This window comes from Pantoea sp. SGAir0430 (genome assembly GCF_043549295.1).
Genome location: NZ_CP039427.1, coordinates 1,495,746 through 1,516,246, shown reverse-complemented (window position 1 = coordinate 1,516,246; position 20,501 = coordinate 1,495,746). Strand labels below are relative to the sequence as shown.

At 59.0% G+C, this 20,501-nt stretch carries 23 protein-coding genes and 2 tRNA genes; 9 read left to right on the top strand and 16 right to left on the bottom strand.

What is annotated here, in order from left to right; genetic code table 11:
• Nucleotides 1–255 precede the first annotated feature (255 nt).
• Entirely contained in the window at nucleotides 256–747 is a 492-nt protein-coding gene (gene sulA, locus E7738_RS07390; RefSeq protein ID WP_031279848.1) for an SOS-induced cell division inhibitor SulA, read from the bottom strand.
• A 224-nt stretch (nucleotides 748–971) separates the two neighbouring features.
• Between sulA and E7738_RS07385 the strand changes: the two genes are divergently transcribed.
• Entirely contained in the window at nucleotides 972–1,601 is a 630-nt protein-coding gene (locus E7738_RS07385) for a TfoX/Sxy family DNA transformation protein (protein WP_058759726.1), read from the top strand.
• Here the strand turns inward: E7738_RS07385 and yccS are convergent.
• Both yccS and E7738_RS07375 read right to left on the bottom strand, forming a co-directional pair.
• The gene (gene yccS / locus E7738_RS07380) at nucleotides 1,598–3,736 is read right to left on the bottom strand and encodes a YccS family putative transporter (protein ID WP_264239579.1); all 2,139 of its coding nucleotides are present in this window, start codon (nucleotides 3,734–3,736) and stop codon (nucleotides 1,598–1,600) included. The two genes, E7738_RS07385 and yccS, sit on opposite strands and share 4 nt — an antisense overlap.
• A gap of 8 nt (nucleotides 3,737–3,744) precedes the next feature.
• Nucleotides 3,745–4,188 (bottom strand): YccF domain-containing protein, encoded by a 444-nt coding sequence (locus E7738_RS07375; protein WP_058780794.1) that lies wholly within the window; start codon nucleotides 4,186–4,188, stop codon nucleotides 3,745–3,747.
• A gap of 123 nt (nucleotides 4,189–4,311) precedes the next feature.
• Here E7738_RS07375 and helD point away from each other — a divergent pair, with 123 nt between their 5' ends.
• The gene (helD, locus tag E7738_RS07370) at nucleotides 4,312–6,366 is read left to right on the top strand and encodes a DNA helicase IV (protein ID WP_150360648.1); all 2,055 of its coding nucleotides are present in this window, start codon (nucleotides 4,312–4,314) and stop codon (nucleotides 6,364–6,366) included.
• 4 nt (nucleotides 6,367–6,370) lie between these two features.
• On the opposite strand, the gene E7738_RS07365 is transcribed toward helD, so the two are convergent.
• Nucleotides 6,371–6,832, bottom strand: coding sequence for a methylglyoxal synthase (locus tag E7738_RS07365; RefSeq protein ID WP_021508301.1), 462 nt, complete (start codon nucleotides 6,830–6,832; stop codon nucleotides 6,371–6,373).
• Between the two features lie 68 nt (nucleotides 6,833–6,900).
• Complete coding sequence (locus E7738_RS07360) at nucleotides 6,901–7,527, bottom strand: YccT family protein (RefSeq protein ID WP_058775392.1); 627 nt, start codon at nucleotides 7,525–7,527, stop codon at nucleotides 6,901–6,903.
• A gap of 174 nt (nucleotides 7,528–7,701) precedes the next feature.
• On the opposite strand from E7738_RS07360, the gene E7738_RS07355 reads away from it, so the two are divergent.
• The gene (locus E7738_RS07355; protein WP_058769578.1) at nucleotides 7,702–8,115 is read left to right on the top strand and encodes a CoA-binding protein; all 414 of its coding nucleotides are present in this window, start codon (nucleotides 7,702–7,704) and stop codon (nucleotides 8,113–8,115) included.
• 31 nt (nucleotides 8,116–8,146) lie between these two features.
• Here E7738_RS07355 and hspQ read toward each other — a convergent pair whose 3' ends face one another.
• Both hspQ and rlmI read right to left on the bottom strand, forming a co-directional pair.
• Complete coding sequence (gene hspQ, locus E7738_RS07350; RefSeq protein WP_058759719.1) at nucleotides 8,147–8,464, bottom strand: heat shock protein HspQ; 318 nt, start codon at nucleotides 8,462–8,464, stop codon at nucleotides 8,147–8,149.
• A gap of 59 nt (nucleotides 8,465–8,523) precedes the next feature.
• Nucleotides 8,524–9,714: a 23S rRNA (cytosine(1962)-C(5))-methyltransferase RlmI gene (rlmI, locus tag E7738_RS07345; protein WP_031279846.1), complete on the bottom strand. Its 1,191-nt coding sequence runs from the start codon at nucleotides 9,712–9,714 to the stop codon at nucleotides 8,524–8,526.
• Nucleotides 9,715–9,796: 82 nt separating this feature from the next.
• On the opposite strand from rlmI, the gene yccX reads away from it, so the two are divergent.
• On the top strand, nucleotides 9,797–10,075 hold the full coding sequence (yccX, locus tag E7738_RS07340; RefSeq protein WP_058780790.1) for an acylphosphatase: 279 nt from the start codon (nucleotides 9,797–9,799) through the stop codon (nucleotides 10,073–10,075).
• Here yccX and tusE read toward each other — a convergent pair whose 3' ends face one another.
• Together tusE and yccA are read right to left on the bottom strand one after the other, a co-directional pair.
• A complete protein-coding gene (gene tusE / locus E7738_RS07335) occupies nucleotides 10,076–10,402 on the bottom strand; it encodes a sulfurtransferase TusE (RefSeq protein WP_010616552.1) in 327 nt (108 codons plus the stop codon). It abuts the gene before it with no gap.
• Nucleotides 10,403–10,502: 100 nt separating this feature from the next.
• On the bottom strand, nucleotides 10,503–11,159 hold the full coding sequence (gene yccA / locus E7738_RS07330) for an FtsH protease modulator YccA (protein WP_021508295.1): 657 nt from the start codon (nucleotides 11,157–11,159) through the stop codon (nucleotides 10,503–10,505).
• A gap of 223 nt (nucleotides 11,160–11,382) precedes the next feature.
• Here yccA and E7738_RS07325 point away from each other — a divergent pair.
• The 3 genes from E7738_RS07325 to agp all read left to right on the top strand — a co-directional run bounded on the left by E7738_RS07325 (nucleotide 11,383) and on the right by agp (nucleotide 13,476).
• Nucleotides 11,383–11,470: transfer RNA gene (locus E7738_RS07325), tRNA-Ser, on the top strand.
• 39 nt (nucleotides 11,471–11,509) lie between these two features.
• Nucleotides 11,510–11,597: transfer RNA gene (locus E7738_RS07320), tRNA-Ser, on the top strand.
• 256 nt (nucleotides 11,598–11,853) lie between these two features.
• Complete coding sequence (agp, locus tag E7738_RS07315) at nucleotides 11,854–13,476, top strand: bifunctional glucose-1-phosphatase/inositol phosphatase (RefSeq protein WP_021508294.1); 1,623 nt, start codon at nucleotides 11,854–11,856, stop codon at nucleotides 13,474–13,476.
• Between the two features lie 118 nt (nucleotides 13,477–13,594).
• Here agp and E7738_RS07310 read toward each other — a convergent pair whose 3' ends face one another.
• The 3 genes from E7738_RS07310 to wrbA are packed head-to-tail and all read right to left on the bottom strand — an operon-like array spanning nucleotide 13,595 to nucleotide 15,871.
• A complete protein-coding gene (locus E7738_RS07310; protein ID WP_058775396.1) occupies nucleotides 13,595–14,968 on the bottom strand; it encodes an NAD-dependent succinate-semialdehyde dehydrogenase in 1,374 nt (457 codons plus the stop codon).
• A gap of 52 nt (nucleotides 14,969–15,020) precedes the next feature.
• Nucleotides 15,021–15,251, bottom strand: coding sequence for a YccJ family protein (locus tag E7738_RS07305; protein WP_021508292.1), 231 nt, complete (start codon nucleotides 15,249–15,251; stop codon nucleotides 15,021–15,023).
• A gap of 20 nt (nucleotides 15,252–15,271) precedes the next feature.
• A complete protein-coding gene (gene wrbA, locus E7738_RS07300) occupies nucleotides 15,272–15,871 on the bottom strand; it encodes an NAD(P)H:quinone oxidoreductase (RefSeq protein ID WP_021508291.1) in 600 nt (199 codons plus the stop codon).
• Nucleotides 15,872–16,183: 312 nt separating this feature from the next.
• Here wrbA and E7738_RS07295 point away from each other — a divergent pair, with 312 nt between their 5' ends.
• Together E7738_RS07295 and E7738_RS07290 are read left to right on the top strand one after the other, a co-directional pair.
• Nucleotides 16,184–16,348, top strand: a complete 165-nt coding sequence (locus tag E7738_RS07295) for a con-10 family general stress protein (protein WP_010616548.1) — start codon at nucleotides 16,184–16,186, stop codon at nucleotides 16,346–16,348.
• 110 nt (nucleotides 16,349–16,458) lie between these two features.
• Entirely contained in the window at nucleotides 16,459–17,373 is a 915-nt protein-coding gene (locus tag E7738_RS07290; RefSeq protein ID WP_104092788.1) for a DMT family transporter, read from the top strand.
• Here the strand turns inward: E7738_RS07290 and rutG are convergent.
• The 4 genes from rutG to rutC are packed head-to-tail and all read right to left on the bottom strand — an operon-like array spanning nucleotide 17,370 to nucleotide 20,472.
• The gene (rutG, locus tag E7738_RS07285) at nucleotides 17,370–18,695 is read right to left on the bottom strand and encodes a pyrimidine utilization transport protein G (RefSeq protein ID WP_021508289.1); all 1,326 of its coding nucleotides are present in this window, start codon (nucleotides 18,693–18,695) and stop codon (nucleotides 17,370–17,372) included. The genes E7738_RS07290 and rutG overlap by 4 nt on opposite strands.
• A gap of 45 nt (nucleotides 18,696–18,740) precedes the next feature.
• The gene (gene rutF, locus E7738_RS07280; protein WP_058769583.1) at nucleotides 18,741–19,262 is read right to left on the bottom strand and encodes an NADH-dependent FMN reductase RutF; all 522 of its coding nucleotides are present in this window, start codon (nucleotides 19,260–19,262) and stop codon (nucleotides 18,741–18,743) included.
• A gap of 14 nt (nucleotides 19,263–19,276) precedes the next feature.
• The gene (rutD, locus tag E7738_RS07275; protein ID WP_241797793.1) at nucleotides 19,277–20,077 is read right to left on the bottom strand and encodes a pyrimidine utilization protein D; all 801 of its coding nucleotides are present in this window, start codon (nucleotides 20,075–20,077) and stop codon (nucleotides 19,277–19,279) included.
• Nucleotides 20,077–20,472, bottom strand: coding sequence for a pyrimidine utilization protein C (gene rutC / locus E7738_RS07270; protein WP_021508286.1), 396 nt, complete (start codon nucleotides 20,470–20,472; stop codon nucleotides 20,077–20,079). Before rutC ends, rutD begins: the two co-directional genes overlap by 1 nt.
• Nucleotides 20,473–20,501 lie beyond the last annotated feature (29 nt).

The window sequence follows — 20,501 nt, the reverse complement described above, 5'->3', positions numbered from 1 at the left end:
ACCGAAAAAACGGAGGTTATTGAGCACCCTGGCGAGGTAAAGTCTACAACGAGATTGGAAACTTACAAGTATGATGTGACGTCAGCGGATAAAAAAACAGGGATTTATACACACATTTTAACAAATGACATGGCAAAATTTTCGCTACCAGAAAAGAAAAATGCGGCTAAGCCATTGTCATAGCTGGCGGGAAAAGAATCAGTGGCTTAGCCGCAACTTTGTGAAAAAATAGCGTGAGAAAAATCTTAGTTTTACTTAATGAAACAAATCAGAGGGAATTTTTGCGCTGTTTGGCTGTCTGGACAGAGCAAGATCCCGCCCCTGAGGACGCATAATCAATCCCAGCGCTTCGCCTTCGGCGGCTGCCTGCTCAAGTTCCAGGCGCTCTTCATTGCTCAATTCATAAGGAATCCAGGCGAGTACCACGCTGTAGTTGCCGGTGCGCAACGCTTTCACCATGCTCTCAACCGTGCTTAAACGCTCGGATTCCGTGATATGCATACTCTTTTCCAGCGGTAATCCTGACTGCTGCATCCAGCTGCGGTTCAGTTTGTGCGCTGGCGTCAGCCACAGTTGCCAGCGTGACTGGGTGCTCAGCTGCTTGAGGACCGGCAGTAAAAGCAGCGGCATGATGCCGGGCTGCTCGCTATAACGCAGTTCAGTAATACCACCCAGAGAAGGTTGCGTTAAGCCCGTCGCAGCGAAACGGTGAGCACGATCAGCAGGGCCAGAGTATTGAGTACGCATATTTTAATCACTCAGTAATGAACTGTATGAATATACAGTAATGAGTTCCTGGATAAAGATCAACCTCAATTTCTGAAAATGCCTCGCAAATTCCGCACAAGATCCGCGCGTTGCCGCTTTTATTCATTGAACAGCTAAATCGTTTTTTCTATCTTCTAACCAGATGAATCTCTGAGCTTTTTATAGGAAATTTCCCGCGCAAGGAATGAGAAAAAGGGGACGTTATGAAGAAAAATAATCCGGTGGTTGAGCAGTCCAAAGCCCAGTTAGCGGCATTGGGAAAAATTGAATCGCGCACCCAGTTTGGTGGTTACGCGCTGGCGGTCGAAAAGGTGGTGTTTGCTTACATCAATGAGGATGCGCTCTATCTGCGCGCCAGCGAGGCGCTACAGCACTATGCCGCACAGCGCCCGCTGGAACCGTTGATATACCGCAAGCGCGGCATGCCGGTGACGCTCAGCTACTACAAAGTGGATAAACAGCTCTGGCAGGACGCCGATCAGCTGCTGCGCTTATCGGCCAGTTCGCTGTCTGCGGCGCGCGCCGAGGCGGCAAACAGACTTGTCTTGCTCAGGCTGAAAGATCTGCCCAATCTCAGCCTGCGTATGGAGCTGATGCTGCACAAAGTCGGGATCAATTCTGTTCGCTTGCTGTATGAGATGGGCTCGCGTCAGAGCTGGCTGAAGTTGCGGGCGGTGAATAAAGATATCGGCCTGAAAACGCTGCTGGCGCTGGAAGGCGCCATTTCCGGCCATCACCAGGCCGCTTTGCCGGCGGCGGTACGTGAAGAGTTGAGCGCCTGGTATCAGGAAACGCTCCGCCAGCACGCCGCGGCGGAGCGCCTGTTGCCTTAAGCGGCGGCGAGGGTACGGCGCAGGCGGGCAATTTCCGGCAGCAGCGCAACCAGCAGCCCCAACTGCTGCAACACCAGCGGTGCCTGCGCCTCCTCACTGGTTTTCAGCGCGCTCAGGCGCTGCATCAGTGTCTGCTGCATCGTTTCCGCCTGCGCTTCGCTGACGCGATCGATCTGCAGCACATCCTCGACGAAGCATACCGCGTCATCTAAAAGCGTCAGCAGTTCGCCCTGCGTCAGCCGCTCCCGGTGCGCGCCCAGCGCCGAGATGTAGCTGAGAAACGAGTGATTGAGGCACATCAGACGGAACGCATTCTCGCGCAGCGGCGGCTGTTGCTTCAGTTCGCCGCTGATATTGGACACCACGGACGCCAGTTCCGCATCGGCGTTATGCGCGTCACGGCGCGCCACACGGTAGGCGAGACGGTTATCTTTACCCTGATGATACTGTTCCAGGATGGCGTCAAGATAACGACAGTTGGCATTCAGCGTGCGATCGGCAACCGTCGTCAGCTGACGGAAACGCCAGTCAGGCCAGACAAACGCCACCGCCAGCCAGGCCAGGCCACAGCCGAGCAAGGTATCCACCACGCGCGGCAGGGCGACATCAAAGCCTTCACCCAGCAGATTGAAGCACAGCAGCACCAGCAGGGTGATGAACAGCGTCGCCTGCGCATACTGAATCTGGCGGAAGGCAAAAAACAGCACGCCGCTCAGCACAATCAAAACCAACTGGCCCTCGATAGAGGGCACCAGCCACAGCACCGGCAGGCCAATCGCAATACCGGCCAGGGTTCCGCCAATGCGCAGCGCCAGCCGCCGTCGTGTGGCGTTGTAGTTAGGCTGGCAGACAAACAGGCTGGTCAGCAGGATCCAGTAGCCGCGATGCAGGCCGGTAAGCTGAATGAAGGCGTACCCCACGCACAGCACCAGCGACATGCGCACCGCGTGGCGGAACAACGCTGAGGTCGGACTCAGATGGCGACTGAGGCGCAGACGGATATCCGCCCAGCCACTCAAGCCTTCGCGCGACAGATGGTGATCGCTCTGCGTCAGCGGTTCTGCCAGCCGCTGCTCTGATTCGATCGACGCCAGCTGCGCATCAATGGCGCGTAAATTGCGCAGCAACCAGAACAGCGGACGAATGTGCGTCGCCTGCGGATCGTTATGTTGCAGGCGCTGCAGGGCGGTCTCCAGCCGTTCAAAGCTGCGCGCAAAATGGCTATCGTGGTGCCACGGCTGGCGCAGCACGATATTCTCTGCCAGCTGGCGACAGGCCTGCGCCTGCATGTTCAGCAGTCGCTGAAAGCGAAACAGCACCTCGTTGTAGCGCCAGTCATCGCGCAGCAGGTGATATTGCAGATGCGACGAGCTGGCGCGCTCGTGAATATCCTGCGCCACAAAATAGTAATGCAGGCTGCGCCGCGTGCTGCGCGAGCCGCGGTCGCCGCGTAAACGGCTCTGAATGGTGGTTTTCGTCAGGTTGAGCTGCGCCACCAGCTGACTATTGACCATCGCGGTGGCGATCAGCGCCGCGTCATCCTGCTCACCGCCGTCGGGATCAAACAGATTGGCCTTGGCTTCCAGATAGCGCGCCAGCTGGGAAAAGCTGGCGGCCAGCTGCTCCTGCACCGGGCGCACCGGAAACATCAGGTGGCCGATAAAGGTCAGCAGGTTGTACCACAGCGCGCCAATCAGCAGCAGCGCCGGCTGCATCCACCACTGCGGAAACAGGCCAATGCCCAGCATGGTGTACACCGCGATCAGCAGGGCACCAAACGCAATGGTGGCGTAGCGCTGCCCCAGCGCGCCCAGCAGAATAAATCCCCAGCTGGAGAGCGCCAGACCGATAGCAAATAGCCACGGGTGCGGAAACAGCAGCTCGACCGAGACCGAGGCAATGCAGAAGCACACCAGCGTGATGAGCAGGTTGCGCACGCGGCCGGTCCAGCGATCGTCAAGATCGGCCAGCGCCGCCGCCACCACGCCGAGCGTTAGCGGAATGGTCCACTCAATCTGCTGCAGCCACCAGGGAACGGCGGCACAGCCGGCCAGCGCGAAGAAGATGCGCAGCAGGTAGCGCAGGCTGCTGTTGAACAGATAACGGCGCCAGCCGGGCAAAGCGTCAGGCATCATCTTCAGCCTCAGTAGCGGCGCCGCGCGTTGGCTTCACGCGCCGCCTGCGCTTCTTCCACTGACACCACGCGACGACCTACCGGCCACAGCGCGATAGCGGCGATTTTGAAGTGGGCAATGCCGGTCGGAATACCGATGATGCTCAGACACTGCAGGATGCCGGTCGAGATGTGCATCAGGCACAGCCACCAGCCAAAGAAAATCAGCCAGAACAGGTTGAGGAAGGTGCCGCCGGCGTTCAGCACGTGGTTTTTGCTCTCCGGGCGCAGCACGTCAACGTGAACCGCTTCGTTGCCAAACGGCAGCAGGGACAGTTTGGTAATCTCCCAGCAGGAGCGGGTCAGCGGCAGGGTAAAGATCAGCACGATGCTGATTAGTGTGGCCAGCAGCCAGCCGAGGGTGGTGATAAAGCCGCCAAGAACAAAATTCAGAATATTAAGCACGGTGCGCATAACGCGATTTTCCTTTTGCAATCCGCAATATGTGTCGCCCAGTTTAACGTGTTTTAAGGCTGGAGCGCTAAGGGTCTGACAGGTAAACTGCGCGATAATTGAATTCCACATGACGGTGCGGAGATGGAACTAAAAGCAACATCCATGGGTAAACGGCTGGCACAGCATCCCTATAACCGGGTGCGATTGCTGGCTGCCGGTGTGGAAGTCAGCGGCGATCGTCACGAATACCTGATCCCGTTTAATCAGCTGATCGGTATCACCTGTAAACGCGGCCTGGTGTGGGGCGAGCTGGAGTTCTTATTACCGGAAGAGAAAGTGGTGCGGTTACACGGCACCGAGTGGCAGGAAACCCAGCGTTTTTATCATTACCTGCAGCAGGCGTGGCAGCAGTGGAGCCTCGAAATGAGCGAAATCAGCGCGCAGGTGCTGAGCGCGCTGCAGCAGGAGATCGTCGCATTTACAAGCCAGGATCGCTGGCTGAAGCGCAGCGAGCTGGCTGCGGTAAAAGAGACCATCACGCGCCAGTTTTCCGCCTTACCGCTGCCGCTGGCACGGCTGGAGGAGTTTGATAACTGCCGCACGCTGTGGCGCTTTTGCCAGCAGTGGCTCGAGCAGGGCGAGAGCGCGATTCGGCAGCGCAACCGTGAATGGAGCGCGCGGGTGATCAGCGATAATCACGCCTTCTTCTCCACCGTTGAAACCACGCCGCTCAATCCATCGCAGTGTGAGGCGGTGGTCAACGGTGAAGACGCGCTGCTGGTGCTGGCCGGCGCGGGCAGCGGTAAAACCTCGGTGCTGGTGGCGCGCGCCGGCTGGCTGTTACAGCGCAAACTGGCGCAGCCGGAGCAAATCCTGCTGCTGGCTTTTGGTCGCCAGGCGGCGGAAGAGATGAACGATCGGATCCAGACGCGGCTGGGTGAGAGCGCGATTCAGGCGCGTACGTTCCACGCGCTGGCGCTGCACATCATTCGTGAAGGCAGCAATAAGCAGCCGGTCATTAGCCGGCTGGAAAGTGACAGCAGCGCGCGACGTCAGTTGCTGATCGAAAACTGGCGCGAGCAGTGCAACAGCAAAAAGGCGCAGGCCAGCGGCTGGCGACAGTGGTTGCAGGAAGAGCTGGCGTGGGACGTGCCGGAAGGTCCGTTCTGGCAGGATGACAAACTGGCGCAGCGTCTTGCCGTGCGGCTGGAGCGCTGGCTCGGCCTGATGCGCATGCACGGCGGCGCGCAGGCGGCGATGATTGCCGATGTGCCGGAACCGCTGCGCGACAATTTCACGAAGCGCGTCAGGCTGATGGCACCGCTGCTGAAAGCATGGAAAAGCGCACTGAAAGCCGAGGGCGCGGTGGATTTCTCCGGGCTGATCCACCAGGCAATCGCTGTGCTGGAGAAGGGCCGCTTTATCAGCCCGTGGAAGCACATTCTGGTGGATGAATTCCAGGATATTTCCCCGCAGCGGGCGGCGCTGCTCAGCGCGCTGCGTCAGCAAAATAAGCGCACCAGTTTATTTGCGGTCGGCGATGACTGGCAGGCGATCTACCGCTTTAGCGGCGCGGAGATGAGCCTGACCACCGCGTTTCATCACTATTTTGGCGAAGGCGACCGCTGCGTGCTGGATACCACCTACCGCTTCAACGATCGCATCGGTGACATTGCCAACCGCTTTGTGCAGCAGAATCCGCATCAGCTGCGCAAGCCGCTCAACAGCCTGAGCAAAGGGAACAAGAAATCCATTACGCTGCTGCCGCAGGAGCAACTGGAAGCGCTGCTCGACAAGCTGAGCGGTTACGCGAAGCCTGACGAGCGCGTACTGCTGCTGGCGCGTTACCATCATCTGCGTCCGGCCATGCTGGATAAAGCCAAAACCCGCTGGCCGAAACTGCGTATCGACTTCATGACCATCCACGCCAGTAAAGGTCAGCAGGCGGATTTTGTCATCGTGCTGGGGCTGCACGAAGGGCGTGACGGCTTCCCGGCGCAGGCGCGCGAGTCGATCATGGAAGAGGGACTGCTACCGCAGCCGGAGGATTTTCCGCATGCTGAAGAGCGGCGCCTGGCCTACGTGGCCATCACGCGCGCGCGTCAGCAGGTATGGCTGATGTTTGATAAAGAGCGGCCTTCCGTGTTTGTCGAACACCTGCGCGAACTGGGCGTTGCGCAGAGCCGGAAGGCCTGAGCCATCAGGCTTTCAGGCGTTCCGTCAGGTAGCGCTGATAATCGGGGATCTGGATGGTCACTTCGCTGGCAAACATCGGCGAATGGATAATGAAATCCGCGGTGGCGCGGTTGGTCGCTACCGGGATATTCCATACGGTAGCCAGGCGCAGCAGCGCTTTGACGTCCGGATCGTGGGGTACTGCATTGAGCGGATCCCAGAAGAAGAACAGCACATCAATTTTACCTTCAGCAATCAGCGCGCCGACCTGCTGATCGCCGCCCATCGGCCCGCTGAGCATGGCATTCACATCCAGTCCGGTGTGACGATTGATCAGGTTGCCGGTGGTGCCGGTGGCGTATAGCACGTGAGGTTGCAGCGCATTTTGATTGATTTTCACCCAGTCCAGCAGCGAGGCTTTGCAGTGGTCGTGGGCAACGAGGGCGATGTGTTTCTGAACTTTCAGGGTACGAACGGTCTGCTCCATGGGGCTTCCTGTTTCGGCGCGTGCAAACGTAGTGAAGGCACGAGTTTACCCCTGGCGTTCAGCTGCTATCAACTTGCGCGTAGGGTTTTCACCCAACTGATAAAACGCTGCCGCGTGGCGGCATCAACACGCTGCAGCCAGCGTTGCAGCGCGGGCAAATTACTGGCGTCCTGCCATACCATATCCAGACTATGACTGGCGTCCGGTACGCTGGCCGCCTGCAGCGCAAAGCGCGGCACGCTGGCCGCCTGCGCCGTACGGTTGTAATTGATCATCGCCTGTTCAACATTGCCGCTGCTCTCACCCGGCAACCGATCGCGAATGCTGGCTATTTCATTACCACGCTCATCAATCAGCTGAAAATTTAACGATTTATCAAACAGGCTGCGTTCGCGGCGGTTATTCAGCGCCGGCAGGCGAATCGCTACGGAATGGCCGTCGGCAGTGAAGGTGACGATCATCAGTTCTGAGCGGAAGTGGGTGGCATCGGCGCAGGGTTTATCCACGCGAAACAGAAACTGATGCTGACCGCGCTCCAGCTCAAGGCTGTCCGCGCCTTTCAGCAGCGAACCTGAGATTTTGCGCCCATCCAGCACCAGCAGGTCGATCTGCGGATCGAGCTTCAGGGTGATGGCATGGCAGGTTGCCGATACGAGCAGCAACAGCAAACCCGTAACAGCCAGAGACAGCTTCATTTCAACTCCCGGAACAGGGGAAAAAGGGCGATGTGTAGCAAATTATTACATTATGGCAGTTAATTTACATTTTAACATATTTATTCGTGTCGCCGCGCAAACTTTTCGTGCGCTGCGCTTGCACTTTAGCGCGCAATGGCATCTACACTCAGGCGAGTGAACAAGGAGAAAAACATGAACGATCAAACGATTCGCGATGTCCTGACGCAAACTCAACGCATCGCGCTGGTCGGTGCCAGCGATCGCACTGAGCGTGCCAGCTATGGCGTAATGAAATACCTGCTCGATCAGGGTTATGACGTGGTGCCGGTGAGCCCGAAGCTGGCGGGACAGCAGCTGTTGGGCCAGACCGTGTATGGCACGCTGGCGGAGATCCCGGGCAAGATCGACATGGTGGATGTGTTTCGCAATTCCGAAGCGGCATGGGGCGTGGCGCAGGAAGCGATTGCTATCGGAGCCAAAACCCTGTGGCTGCAGCTGGGCGTGATCAATGAGCAGGCGGCGGTGCTGGCGCGTGATGCCGGGCTGACGGTGGTGATGGATCGCTGCCCGAAGATAGAAATTCCGCGGCTGGGCGTGACGCGGTAAATAAAAACGGCGACTCCGGGTCGCCGCACGATTAATGCCGCAGGCTGGGCGCCTGCAGCTGCTGGCGGATCGAGGCGGCCAGCTCATCCATGGAGGGCTGTTCCGGATGTTCGAACGAGGTTTCGCCGGCCAGCTGAATCTCAGCGATATAGGTATGCACCTGTTCGCCTTCCTCATCTTCCATCACTACGTGATACCAGGGGGCCGCACGCAGCGATTCCGTCGCGCCAATCTCATCCAGCTGTGGATCGTCCAGCGAATACTCCGGGTCGACATCCACAATCACGCCGAGCACCCCGGAGAGACGGTGCCGGACCTGCTGTCCAATTCCAAATTTACTGGCAATCATTGTGACCTCCCAAAACTTTGCCCTGCCACCGATATGGGGGCAGGGACAGCGTTTTCAAGTCACAGTACGCGACAGGCAAAGCCTTTCAGATAAAGCCCTTCAGGATAGCTGGCGATCACCGGATGGTCGGCTGCCTGACGGAACTGCTCTATAAATTGTACATCACGACCGGCATCAACAGCGGCATCGGCGATAATTTTCTGGAACAGCTCGGTGGCCATCAGCCCGGAACAGGAGAAAGTCAGCAGAATGCCGCCCGGATTCAGCAGCTGCATTGCCAGCATGTTGATGTCTTTATAGCCGCGGCAGGCGCCCATCAGCTGGTTTTTATTCTCAACGAATTTCGGCGGATCCATGACGATCATGTCGAACTTCTCGCCGCTGTCGCGGTAGCGACGCAGCAGTTTGAACACATCGTCACGCAGGAACTGCGCGCGTGAGACATCCAGCCCGTTAAGCGCCACGTTCTGTTTTGCCACGTCAAGCGCATCCTGCGAGGTATCCACGCTGATCACTTCCCGGCAGCCGCCGAGCAGAGCAGAGACCGCAAAGCCGCCGGTGTAGGAGAAGCAGTTAAGCACACGGGCATTTTCCGCGTAACGACGGGTGGCAAAACGGCTGTCACGCTGATCGAGGTAATAACCGGTTTTGTGACCGCCCTGAATATCCACCAGTAGCTGCATGCCGTGCTCGGTTATCGGCAGCAGCGCAGGCGGCAGCTCACCGCTTACCGGGCCCTGCGCCAGCTCCAGTCCCTCTTTCTTGCGCACCGCCACGTCAGAGCGGTCGTAGATGGCGCAGTCGGGATAGCACTGCTGCAGCGCCGAGACGAGAGCCGGGCGCTGATACTCCGCCCCGGCCGACAGCAGTTGCAGCACCAGGAAATTACCGAAGCGATCAATCGTGACGCCCGGCAATCCATCGGACTCGCCGGCAATCAGGCGATAGCTGTCCAGCCCGTCGCGCTGCGCCAGCCAGTCGCGCCACTGCTGGGCTTTTTGCAGCGTGCGCACAAAGAAGGCGATGTCGATTGACTCATCCTGTTGCCAGCTCCAGACGCGCGCGCGAATTTGTGACTGAGGAGAGTAGGCGGCGCGGGCCAGCCATTTGCCGTTGCTGTCACAGATATCAATGGTTTCACCCGACTGGGCTTTACCTTCCATACGGGCAACGGCGCCGGAGAACACCCACGGATGGCGGCGGAGCAGGGATTTTTCACGTCCCTTAGCGAGAATCAATCGAACGGTCATGTTTGCTATGCTTACCTGAAAAAATGAGGCGCCATTTTCCGGTGGATGGCGGCAAAATGCAACGCACAAAGGGGAGATCGCCATGGCGACGACAGGTTACAAAATCTGGGTTCACGGCAGGGTGCAGGGCGTGGGCTTCCGTTATTACACCCAGGCGCAGGCGAACGCGCTGGGCGTCACCGGCTATGCGCATAATCTGGCGGATGGCAGCGTGGAGGTCCTGGCGGCGGGAGAAGCGCAGCAGGTGGAGTCACTGATTACGTGGCTGAAGGCGGGCGGACCGCCCAGTGCCCGGGTCGATAAGGTGCTGGTGGAGCCGCATCAGCTGGCGGAGCGGCCGACGCGGTTTACTACCGGATGATCACAGACACTTCGCCGGTTTTGGCAGGCCGGCGATTTTAGTGGCCTGTTTGGCCGGACCTTCCGGGAACAGGCGAAACAGATAGCGGCTGTTGCCTTTCTCTTCGCCATATTTTTGCGCCATGGCTTTGACCAGCATGCGCACCGCCGGCGAGGTATTAAACTGCTGATAAAAATCACGCACAAAGTGCACCACTTCCCAGTGCGCTTCACTCATCTCAATCGCTTCCTGCTGGGCGATGGCCTGCGCCAGCGCTTCACTCCAGTCGGCGCTATTTTTCAGATAGCCTTCTGCATCAGTGGCAATCTCTTTACCGGCAAAAATCACATTATTTCCTCATATCGTCAGCGCGCCCATTGTAAAGGCGGCGGCGGATAAAAAGCAAAAACCCCGCCGGAGCGGGGTTTAACGGTGCGTGCGTTACGTCTTAGTCGCGGTTGGCGAAGCCCAGCAGGCTCAGCAGGCTGACAAAGATGTTGTACAGCGAGACATACAGGCTTACGGTGGCGCGAATGTAGTTGGTTTCACCGCCCTGAATGATGTTGCTGGTTTCCCACAAAATGGCACCGGCAGAGAACAGAATAAACAGGGCGCTGATTGCCAGGTGCAGCGCAGGCAGCTGCAGGAAGATATTGGCAACCACGGCCACCAGCAGCACCACAAAGCCGGCCATCATCATGCCGCCAAGGAAAGACATGTCGCGACGCGTGGTCAGGACATAGGCGGAACAGCAGAAGAACACCAGCGCGGTGCCGCCCAGCGCCATGGCGATAACATCACCCATACCGGCGGTGAGGAACGAGCTGAGAATCGGACCGAGGCAGTAACCGAGGAAGCCGGTGAAGGCAAACGCGGCCAGAATACCCGCCGGGCTGTTCGCCAGGCGATAGGTCAGGAACATCAGCCCGTAAAAGCCCACCAGCATCAGAATCAGCCCCGGCGAGGGCAGGGCGTAGACGGTGCTGAGCGTGGCGGTGACGGCGGAAAACGCCAGCGTCAGGCCAAGTAAGAAATAAGTATTGCGCAGCACTTTATGAGTGCTGAGTAGCGACTGCTGCTGTGACGAGCTAATTATTCTGTCCATCATGCGCTCCTGTTAGAGAGAGAACACCAAATATGGCCTGAGAATACGCAACGGTCAGAGGACAGAAAAGGCGTTTTACCCATCTTTACGCGATAAATTGCTGTTTCACTGAGCAGAATGACGATTAAGACGGCAAAAAAATCATTTTTGACTGTTTTTCAGGCGAACGAATCATTGGATGCTTTACATCGTTCGGGGGGATGTTTATAGTGCGCCTCATTGCGGAGGGGTGGCCGAGCGGCTTAAGGCAGCGGTCTTGAAAACCGCCGATGGGAAACCATCCGAGAGTTCGAATCTCTCCTCCTCCGCCACTTCACACTCTCGCAGTGTGAGGTGACAAAAAGATTTCAGGAGGGATGGCCGAGTGGCTTAAGGCAGCGGTCTTGAAAACCGCCGATGGGAAACCATCCCAGAGTTCGAATCTCTGTTCCTCCGCCATATAAGAGAAGCCCGCAGCGATGCGGGCTTTTCGCTTTTCTGCTTTCCATCCTTCTGAAAAACATCCTGAAGCTTTTCAATCTGCTGCCGTAACCCGACGGCCAGCGCGTTTACTGCTATAGTCGATGCACGGTTTTTGCAAACATCTGGCGATTTTCTCAGGCAAGCTGGGTTACACTGTGCGGTAATTCGCTCTTTGGCGAGCTAATCGCTTGAATGCCAGAGTGTTTCCCTGATGAATTATGGAATAGGCACAATGATCAAGAAACTGAGTCTTTGCGCGCTGTCAGTGATCGCGGCGCTGCCGATGGGTATGAGCGCTTACGCCGCGGATGGCGACATGCAACTGCAGCAGGTCCTGATGCTGAGTCGTCACAACCTGCGTGCCCCGCTGGCCAACAACGGCAGCGTGCTGGAGCAGGCGACGAAAAAAAGCTGGCCGCAGTGGGATGTGCCCGGCGGTGAGCTGACCACCAAAGGCGGCGTGCTGGAAGTCTACATGGGTAACTACACCCGTCAGTGGCTGGCCCAGCAGGGGCTGGTACAGAACGGCACCTGTCCGGACAGCAGCAACATCTTTGTCTATGCCAACAGCCTGCAGCGCACCGTTGCGACGGCGCAGTATTTCGTCACCGGTGCTTTCCCGGGCTGCGATATCGCTGTCACCCATCAGGATGCGATGGGCACCATGGACCCAATCTTCAATCCGGTAATCACCGATGGCAGCGAAGCGTTTAACAAGAAAGCGCTGGCGGCGATGACCGCAGCCAATGAGAAGCTGGCGCTGAAGCCGGCCTTTCAGCGGCTGGAAAAAATCGTGGATTACAAATCAGCCCCGGCCTGTAACGGCAAGAAACAGTGCGACCTGAGCAGCGGCGACAACACCTTTAGCGCGGAAAACGGCAAAGAGCCCGGCGTCAATGGCCCGCTGAAAGTGGGTAACTCGCTGGTCGACGCCTTTACGCTGCAGTATTACGAAGGTTTCCCGGCGGATCAGGTTGCCTGGGGACAAATCAAAACGCCTGAACAGTGGAAAGAGCTGGCGGCGATCAAGAATGGCTATCAGGATGCGCTGTTTACCGCGCCGGAAGTGGCGCGTGACGTTGCCGCACCGCTGGTGGATTACATCCGTAGCCAGCTGGTCGATCAGGATAAAGCCACCGCGCCAAAAGTCACGCTGATGGTCGGACACGATTCGAATATCGCGTCATTGCTGAGCGCGCTGCAGGTTAAGCCATACGAGCTGCCGGGTAACGACGAGAAAACCCCGATTGGCGGCCAGGTGGTGTTTGAACGCTGGCACGATGCAAAGAACAACAAAGATCTGCTGAAAGTGGAGTATGTCTATCAGACGGCGGATCAGCTGCGTAATGCCGATGTGCTGAGCCTGAAGAACCCACCGAAGCGCGTTACGCTGCAGCTGGCGGGGTGTGACACTGACGCCAACGGCTACTGCAGCTGGGATCAGTTCACCAGCGCGCTGAACAACGCGCTGCAGGGTACGCCGCTGCAGCCAGCCGCACCGGCACCGGCCGCACAGCCTGCTGCCGCGCCGGCAGCCAGCGATGACGCACAGGCCAAAGCGGATCAGGCCAGCGCAGATAAAGCGGCGGCTGACAAAGCCGCGGCTGATAAAGCTGCAGCGCAGAAAGCCGCTGACGCCAAAGCCGCTGAGGAAAAAGTGAAGGCGGACAAGGCCGCGGCGCAAAAAGCGGCGGACGACAAAGCCAAAGCTGAGAAGGCCAGCGCTCAGAAGGCCGCAGAGGAGAAGGCGAAAGCCGATGCCGCAGCGGCGCAGAAAGCGCAGGCTGAGGCAGCGCCGGCGAAGCCGGAGGCGGACGCTAAACCCGCGCAACAGCCGGCAGCGGCCAGCAACTAAAACGCCAGCAGGGTCGCCATGCACGGCGACCCTGCTGTGTTGTTACCGGCTGCGCATTGACGCACACCGCAGTGAATCGAAAAAACCACCGTTCAGTTCAACGGTGGTTTTATGCCGCTTAACCGGCTACCACGACCAGTTTCTGGTTAGCAAACTCCTTCAGCCCGAGATCCGATAGTTCACGGCCATAGCCGGAACGCTTCACGCCGCCGAACGGCAGCTCAGCCGCGGTATCGCTCTGCGAATTGATAAACACCATGCCGGTCTCAATCTGCGAAGCCATGTTGCGTCCGCGCGCAATGTCCCGCGTCCACACGGAACCGCCCAAACCGTAGTGTGAGTCGTTGGCCAGTGCCACGGCAGCACGATCGTCCGCCACCACATATACCTGCGCCACCGGGCCGAAAAACTCCTGATAGTAAGCCGGGTTATCCGGCGTCAGGCCGGTCAGGATGGTTGGCTGGTAGTAGCAGCCGACGCCGTCGATTACGCGTCCGCCGCATTCCACGCGTGCGCCATGCGCCACCGCCTCGTCCACCTGTTTCACCAGTCGGTCACGTGCATCCTGTGACGACAGCGGCCCCAGCGTGGTTTTTTCATCTAATGGATCGCCAGGCGTCGCGGATTGCAGCGCCGCGCTAAACTTAGCCATAAAGCGATCGGCAATCTTTTCATGCAGAATAAAGCGCTTGGCCGCGGTACACACCTGACCGCAGTTGCTGAGCCGCGCCTGCGCCCCCTGGCGCACCGCTTCATCGATGTCGGCATCGTCCAGCACCACAAACACATCGTTACCGCCCAACTCGAGCGTGGATTTTTTCAGGTGCTTACCGGCCTGCTCAGCCACCGCGCTGCCGGCGCGCTCTGAACCGGTGAGCGCCACACCCTGCACGCGCGGATCGGCAATCAGATCGGCCACCTGCTGGTTAGAGATAAACAGATTGGTCCACGCGCCCTGCGGCGCGCCGGCTTCCAGCACCAGCTTTTCAAACACGTCGGCACAGTGCGGCACAATGTTGGCATGTTTTGCCAGCACCGGATTGCCCAGTGCCAGGTTCGGTGCCAGCACGCGCATCAGTTGATAATACGGGAAATTCCACGGCTCGACGGCCACCACCACGCCAATCGGATGGTATTCGAGCCACGCATCACCAACATCGCTGGGATAGGGCTGTGCCTGCAACAGCCTTGCCGCGTGTTCGGCATAATAGCGCGCGATGCTGGCGCAGATTTTCACTTCGCCGCGGCTCTGGCCAATCAGTTTACCCATCTCTTTGCTGGCAATGGTGGCCAGCTCTTCGCTGCGCTGGTCGATCAACTCTGCCAGGCGCTGCAGCACCTGCAGACGCGGCTGAATATCGCCTTTGCTCCACGGCGAATGGTAGAGCGCATCGGCGGTGTGCAGCGCCTGCTGCGCGTAGCTGTCATCGTGTGATGGCCAGGTTTTCAGCAGCTGATTATTGGCCGGATTAATGCTTTGATAGGCTGACATAAAGGCTCCCTGACGGCTAAAAATGAGAAGGCGGGACATGCCCGCCTGTGCTTCAGATGTTTTTGCGTTCGACCGGCTTATCGTCCCACGTCAGGACGTCCTGGTCGGTTTTCTCAAACGCGCGGAATAACACCTCATCGCTGCCTTGCTGGCGCCAGATCTCTTCGGCAAGCCGTTCGTCATAATTCGCCACTTCGAAAATTGCTTCAGCGATTTCCGGTGAGGTGTGACGTAAGGTCGCCCATTCGCCCACGTGGTGAGCTTTAAACTGTTCTGTTGCCATAACTCTCTCCTGTTGGGAATTTATCCTTTCAGTTTTACCGCCAGACCGGCGACGTATTGGCCCTGATAACGGGCAATTTCCAGTTCTTCCGCCGAGGGCTGGCGCGATCCATCACCGCCCGCCAGCGTGGTTGCGCCATATGGCGTACCGCCACGCACCTGCGAAATATCAAACAACTCTTTGGTGCCGTAGCCGATGGGCACAATCACCATGCCGTGATGTGCGAGGGTGGTCCACACCGAGGTAATGGTCTGCTCCTGACCGCCGCCGGTGCCGGTAGACGCAAACACGCTGGCAATCTTGCCGTACAGCGCGCCAGAGGCCCACAGGCCGCCGGTGCGGTCCCAGAAATTACGCATCTGACCGGACATGTTGCCGAAGCGCGTCGGGGTGCCGACGATGATGGCATCGTACTGCGGCAGATCGTCCGGTTTGGCTTCCGCCGCCGGCTGGTTAACCTTCCCGCCGACCTGAGCAAACCGTTCGGCATCCATACTTTCCGGCACGCGCAGAATGGTGACTTCGGCACCGCTCACGCTCTTCGCACCGTCCGCCACCGCGTTAGCCATGGTTTCGATATGTCCATACATGGAGTAATAAAGCACCAGAATTTTTGCCATCGTGTTTTCATCCTGTGGTGTAAGGAACAGAAAGAAGTATAGAAGAGGCTGCGCGCTATGCTGGTCAGCCATTGAACAGTCACGGAGATTGCGCTGCGACTTCTGCCGCTAACCGCTTGTTTTTCAGCTGAATATCTCGCCATAAAAACGATGCTAAGAGGTTTATCTGTTGCAAAGTATGAATATGTGCCTGATTGTGCGCATCCATTGGCTATGCTTTAAGCGGGTGTGGCGAGATATTACGCACCTGACCTGACACTGTTTGCGCAGTGAAATGTCTTCACCACCTATGCTCAATACCTGGAGGAAATGATGGCTCAACATCGTGGAGGATCAGGCAACTTCGCGGAAGATCGCGAAAGGGCCGCGGAAGCGGGTCGAAAAGGCGGTAAAAACAGCGGCGGGAATTTCAGAAATGACCCGCAGCGTGCTGCCGAAGCAGGTGAAAAAGGGGGACGCAGCCGCGCGAAAAAATAGTGCGTCTGTGACGGTATCCCCGGCCGCCGGGTACGCCCGGCGGTTACAATGATTGCAATTTGCCCGGCTAATCAGCAAAAATGTGCGCCAGTCCTCTATTCTGGTGCGTTATGTCTGCTTCTATTTCCCGCCTCAGCCTGCGTATTACGCGCCAGGAGCTGGTACTTATTTTTATCACGATGGTCTGGGGTGGCACCTTTCTGGTGGTGCATCGCGCCATGGCGCACTCGGGGCCGTTCTTTTTTGTCGGGCTGCGTTTTGCTACCGCCTCGCTGCTGCTGGCCTTTTTCTTTCGCCGCTATTTGCGTCACATTACCTGGCTGGAAATCAAAGCGGGTGCGCTGATTGGCGTGGCGATTGCCGGTGGTTACGGATTGCAAACCTGGGGTATGCAAACCATTTCCAGCAGCCAGTCGGCGTTTCTGACGGCGCTTTACGTGCCGGTGGTGCCGCTGTTGCAGTGGCTGTTTCTGCGCCGGCCGCCGGGCCTGATGGCGTGGCTGGGCATTTTGCTGGCGTTCACCGGTCTGGTGCTGGTGGCGGGTCCGCAGGATGGCAGCCTGACGTTGAATGCCGGTGAGATCGCCACGCTGCTCAGCACCCTCGCCATTGCCGCCGAGATCATTCTTATCAGTCGCTACGCCGGTCAGGTCGATGTGCGCCGCGTGACGCTGGTACAGCTGCTGGTGGCTTCGGCCTGCGCCTTCGTGCTAATGCTGCCCAACGGCGAATCTTTACCCACGCTATCGGCGCCGCTGCTGTTCAGCGCGCTGGGCCTCGGCGCGGCCAGCGCGCTGATTCAGGTCACCATGAACTGGGCGCAGCGCAGCGTCTCGCCGACGCGCGCCACAGTGATTTATGCCGGCGAGCCGGTGTGGGCCGGTGTGGTCGGCCGCATTGCCGGCGAACGGTTACCGGCGGCGGCGCTGCTGGGCGGCGCACTGATTGTCTGCGGGGTGATTGTCAGTGAACTGCGCCTGCGGCGCAAAAAAGCGGTGCCGGAGCAGGCACCGCAGAAGCCTTAAGGCTGCGGGCGCGCCGCCGGCTGGGTCAGCGCGGCACCGCGTCGCTGCAGGATTGCGTTGAGGATGATGGCACCGAAGGTGGCCGTGCCGATGCCGCCGAGGGTAAAGCTGCCAATCTTCAGCGCAAAATCCCCGGCACCGAGCACCAGCGTGGTGGCCACCATAATCAGATTGCTGTTCTGGCTAAAATCGACATGGTTTTGCACCCAGATACGTGCGCCGGCCACGGCGATTAAGCCAAACACCACAATCGAGGCACCGCCAATCACCGGGCCGGGAATGGTGTGGATGAGCGCGCCGAACTTAGGCGAAAAGCCCAGCACCAGCGCAATCAGCGCCGCGGCGACAAACGCCAGCGTGGAGTAGACTTTGGTCACCGCCATCACGCCAATGTTTTCGGCATAGGTGGTGACGCCGCTGCCGCCGATGGAGCCGGACAGCATGGTTGCCAGGCCGTCGCCGACGAACGCGCGTCCCATCCACGGATCGAGATTGCGCCCGGTCATGCCCGCCACCGCTTTAATATGGCCGAGGTTCTCCGCCACCAGAATAATCGCCACCGGTGCAATCATCACGATTGCCTGCATATCAAATACCGGCGCGGTGGTGTGCGGCAGACCAAACCACGCGGCGCTGGCCACGCGGCTGAAATCTACCGGCTTGCCGAAGCCCATCACATTGGTCAGCAGAGCGTACAGCGCCCAGGCGACAATCAGCCCGACCAGAATCAGCAACCGCTGCACCATACCGCGGGTGAACACCGCCACCAGCCCGATGCACAGCACCGTCATCACCGCCATCCAGCTATCAAACATCGAGGCGGAGACGCTGTGCACCGCGATCGGTGCCAGATTAAGGCCGATGGCCATCACTACCGCACCGGTGACCACCGGTGGCATCAGCCGTTCAATCCAGCCGGTACCCACTTTCATCACCACCAGGCCAATCAGCGTGTAGAGCGCGCCGCAGGCAATAACGCCGCCCAGCGCCAGCGCCAGGTTGGGATTGAGCCCCTGACCGTTGAAGCCGGTAATGGCGATCACCACGCCGACAAACGCGGCGCTCGATCCGAGATAACTCGGCACGCGACCACCGGTAATGACAAAGAACAGCAGGGTGCCGATACCGGAAACCAGAATCGCCAGGTTGGGATCCAGCCCCATCAGCAGCGGCATCAGCACCGTTGCGCCAAACATTGCTACCGCATGCTGCAGGCCCAGCACGAACGTCTGCCCAAGCGGCAGGGTTTCGTCCGGGGCAATCAGCCCGTTATCGCTCATGGCTGACTTTTTCTGCCAGCGGGGGAACCAGGAACTCGCCATCGTCTTCTCCAGGGTAGTGGTCGAACCGGGCCGCACGGTGCGGCGTTAGCGGGCGTCCTGCCGTGAAAGGGCATGGTAGCGACGGTCAAACCACATTAGACCGGGCTGGGCATCATGGCGCTCCAGCGCCATCACGTTGCAAAACAGAATGTCGTGTGTCGCCACGCTGACGACCTGCGTGATGGTGCAGTCGAACGCCATCAGCGCCCCCTGCAGCAGCGGTGCGCCGCTGCGCTGCGTGTGCCAGCGGGCGGCGGCGAAACGTTCAGTCATCGGGGTTTTGCCGCCAAACAGCGTCGACAATGACTCCTGCCCGGCGGCCAGCGTGTTCACGCACAGCACGCCGTTATCGCGGAAAAGAGGCCACACCGACGCGTTGCGATTGAGACAAACCAACAGCGTCGGCGGCGTATCACTGACGCTGCACACCGCGGTGGCGGTAAAACCGGCGCGTCCGGCGGGACCGTCGGTGGTGATGATATTGACCGCCGCGCCCAGGCCGGACATGGCATCGCGGAAAGCCTGCTGGCTCACTTCGGGCAGCAGGGGCAGTTCATGTACGCTCATCATCGGCTCCGTGATTAGCTGGCGCGGCGAGCCGGCGTGGCGGTGTCCGCCAGCCAGCGCAGCAGCAGTGCATTGAAGTTGTCGGCATCGGTCACGCTCATGGCATGGCCGCCCCACGGCATCTCAATCAGGCTGCCGTTGGGCAGCGCCTGCGCCAGCTGCGGCGAGCAGCTCCACGGCACCAGCAGGTCATCCTGACTGCATATCGCCAGCACCGGCTGGGTGATTCGCGAGGCGTGCGGACGGAAATCGGCCGATTTCAGCGCGTGCAGACGCCGCAGCAGGTTCTCCATGCCCTGGAAATGCGCCACGTGATGTACATCCTCCGCGCTGATGCGTGACTGATGGCGTGCCAGCCATTCGGCCGGATAAAGAAATAGCGGCTGCGCGCGCACAAACGCTTCCACACCAACGTTGAGCAGCAGATCCTGGCGCACCTGGAAGCAGCGCTCGGTGTGGGCATTCAGCGCCAGCCAGCCGTTAATCACCACTACGCGTCCCACGCGCTGCGGATAATCGAGCGCCAGCTGCAGACCAATCAGCCCGCCAAGCGCATGGCCCACGATGTCATACTGTTCGATGCCGTGCTCCGCCAGCGCGTCGGCCAGTTCCGCTGCCATCATCGCCATGCTGTAACCTTCCGGCAGCGTATCGGGGCTGCGACCGGTGCCGCGCTGATCGTAGGTCACCACGCGATAGTGTGGCGTCAGTGCCGCCAGCTGCGGTTGCCAGAAAGCGGCCACGCCGCCCAGCCCGGACGACAGTACCAGCGTCGGCGCGTCGGGCGCGCTTAATCCCTGAATGTCCAGATGCATTACGCCTCCTGCCGGCCAATGTGTGCCACGCTGGCGATTTCAATCAGCGCATCCGGTTTCACCAGACCGCACTGAATACAGAAGCGCGCCGGTTTGTCGCCGGGGAAATAGTCGGCATACACCTGGTTTACCGCCGCGTAGTTGCTCCAGTCGGTGATGAAAATCGAGTTGAAAGTGACGTCCTGCAGGCTGCCACCGGCGGTCTCGATCACTTTTTTGATGGTTTCCAGCACGTGGCGGGTTTGCGCCGCCGCATCCCCGACGTGCACCACGTTGTTGTCGGCATCGAACGGCAGCGTACCGGAAACGTACACCACGCCATCGGCTAAGGTGCCGGGTACAAACGGAGCGATCGGCGTCGTGGTGCCGGGAGGAATAATCACTGTTTTAGGCATGACTCAGAGTCCTTATTATTAAGCGTGCA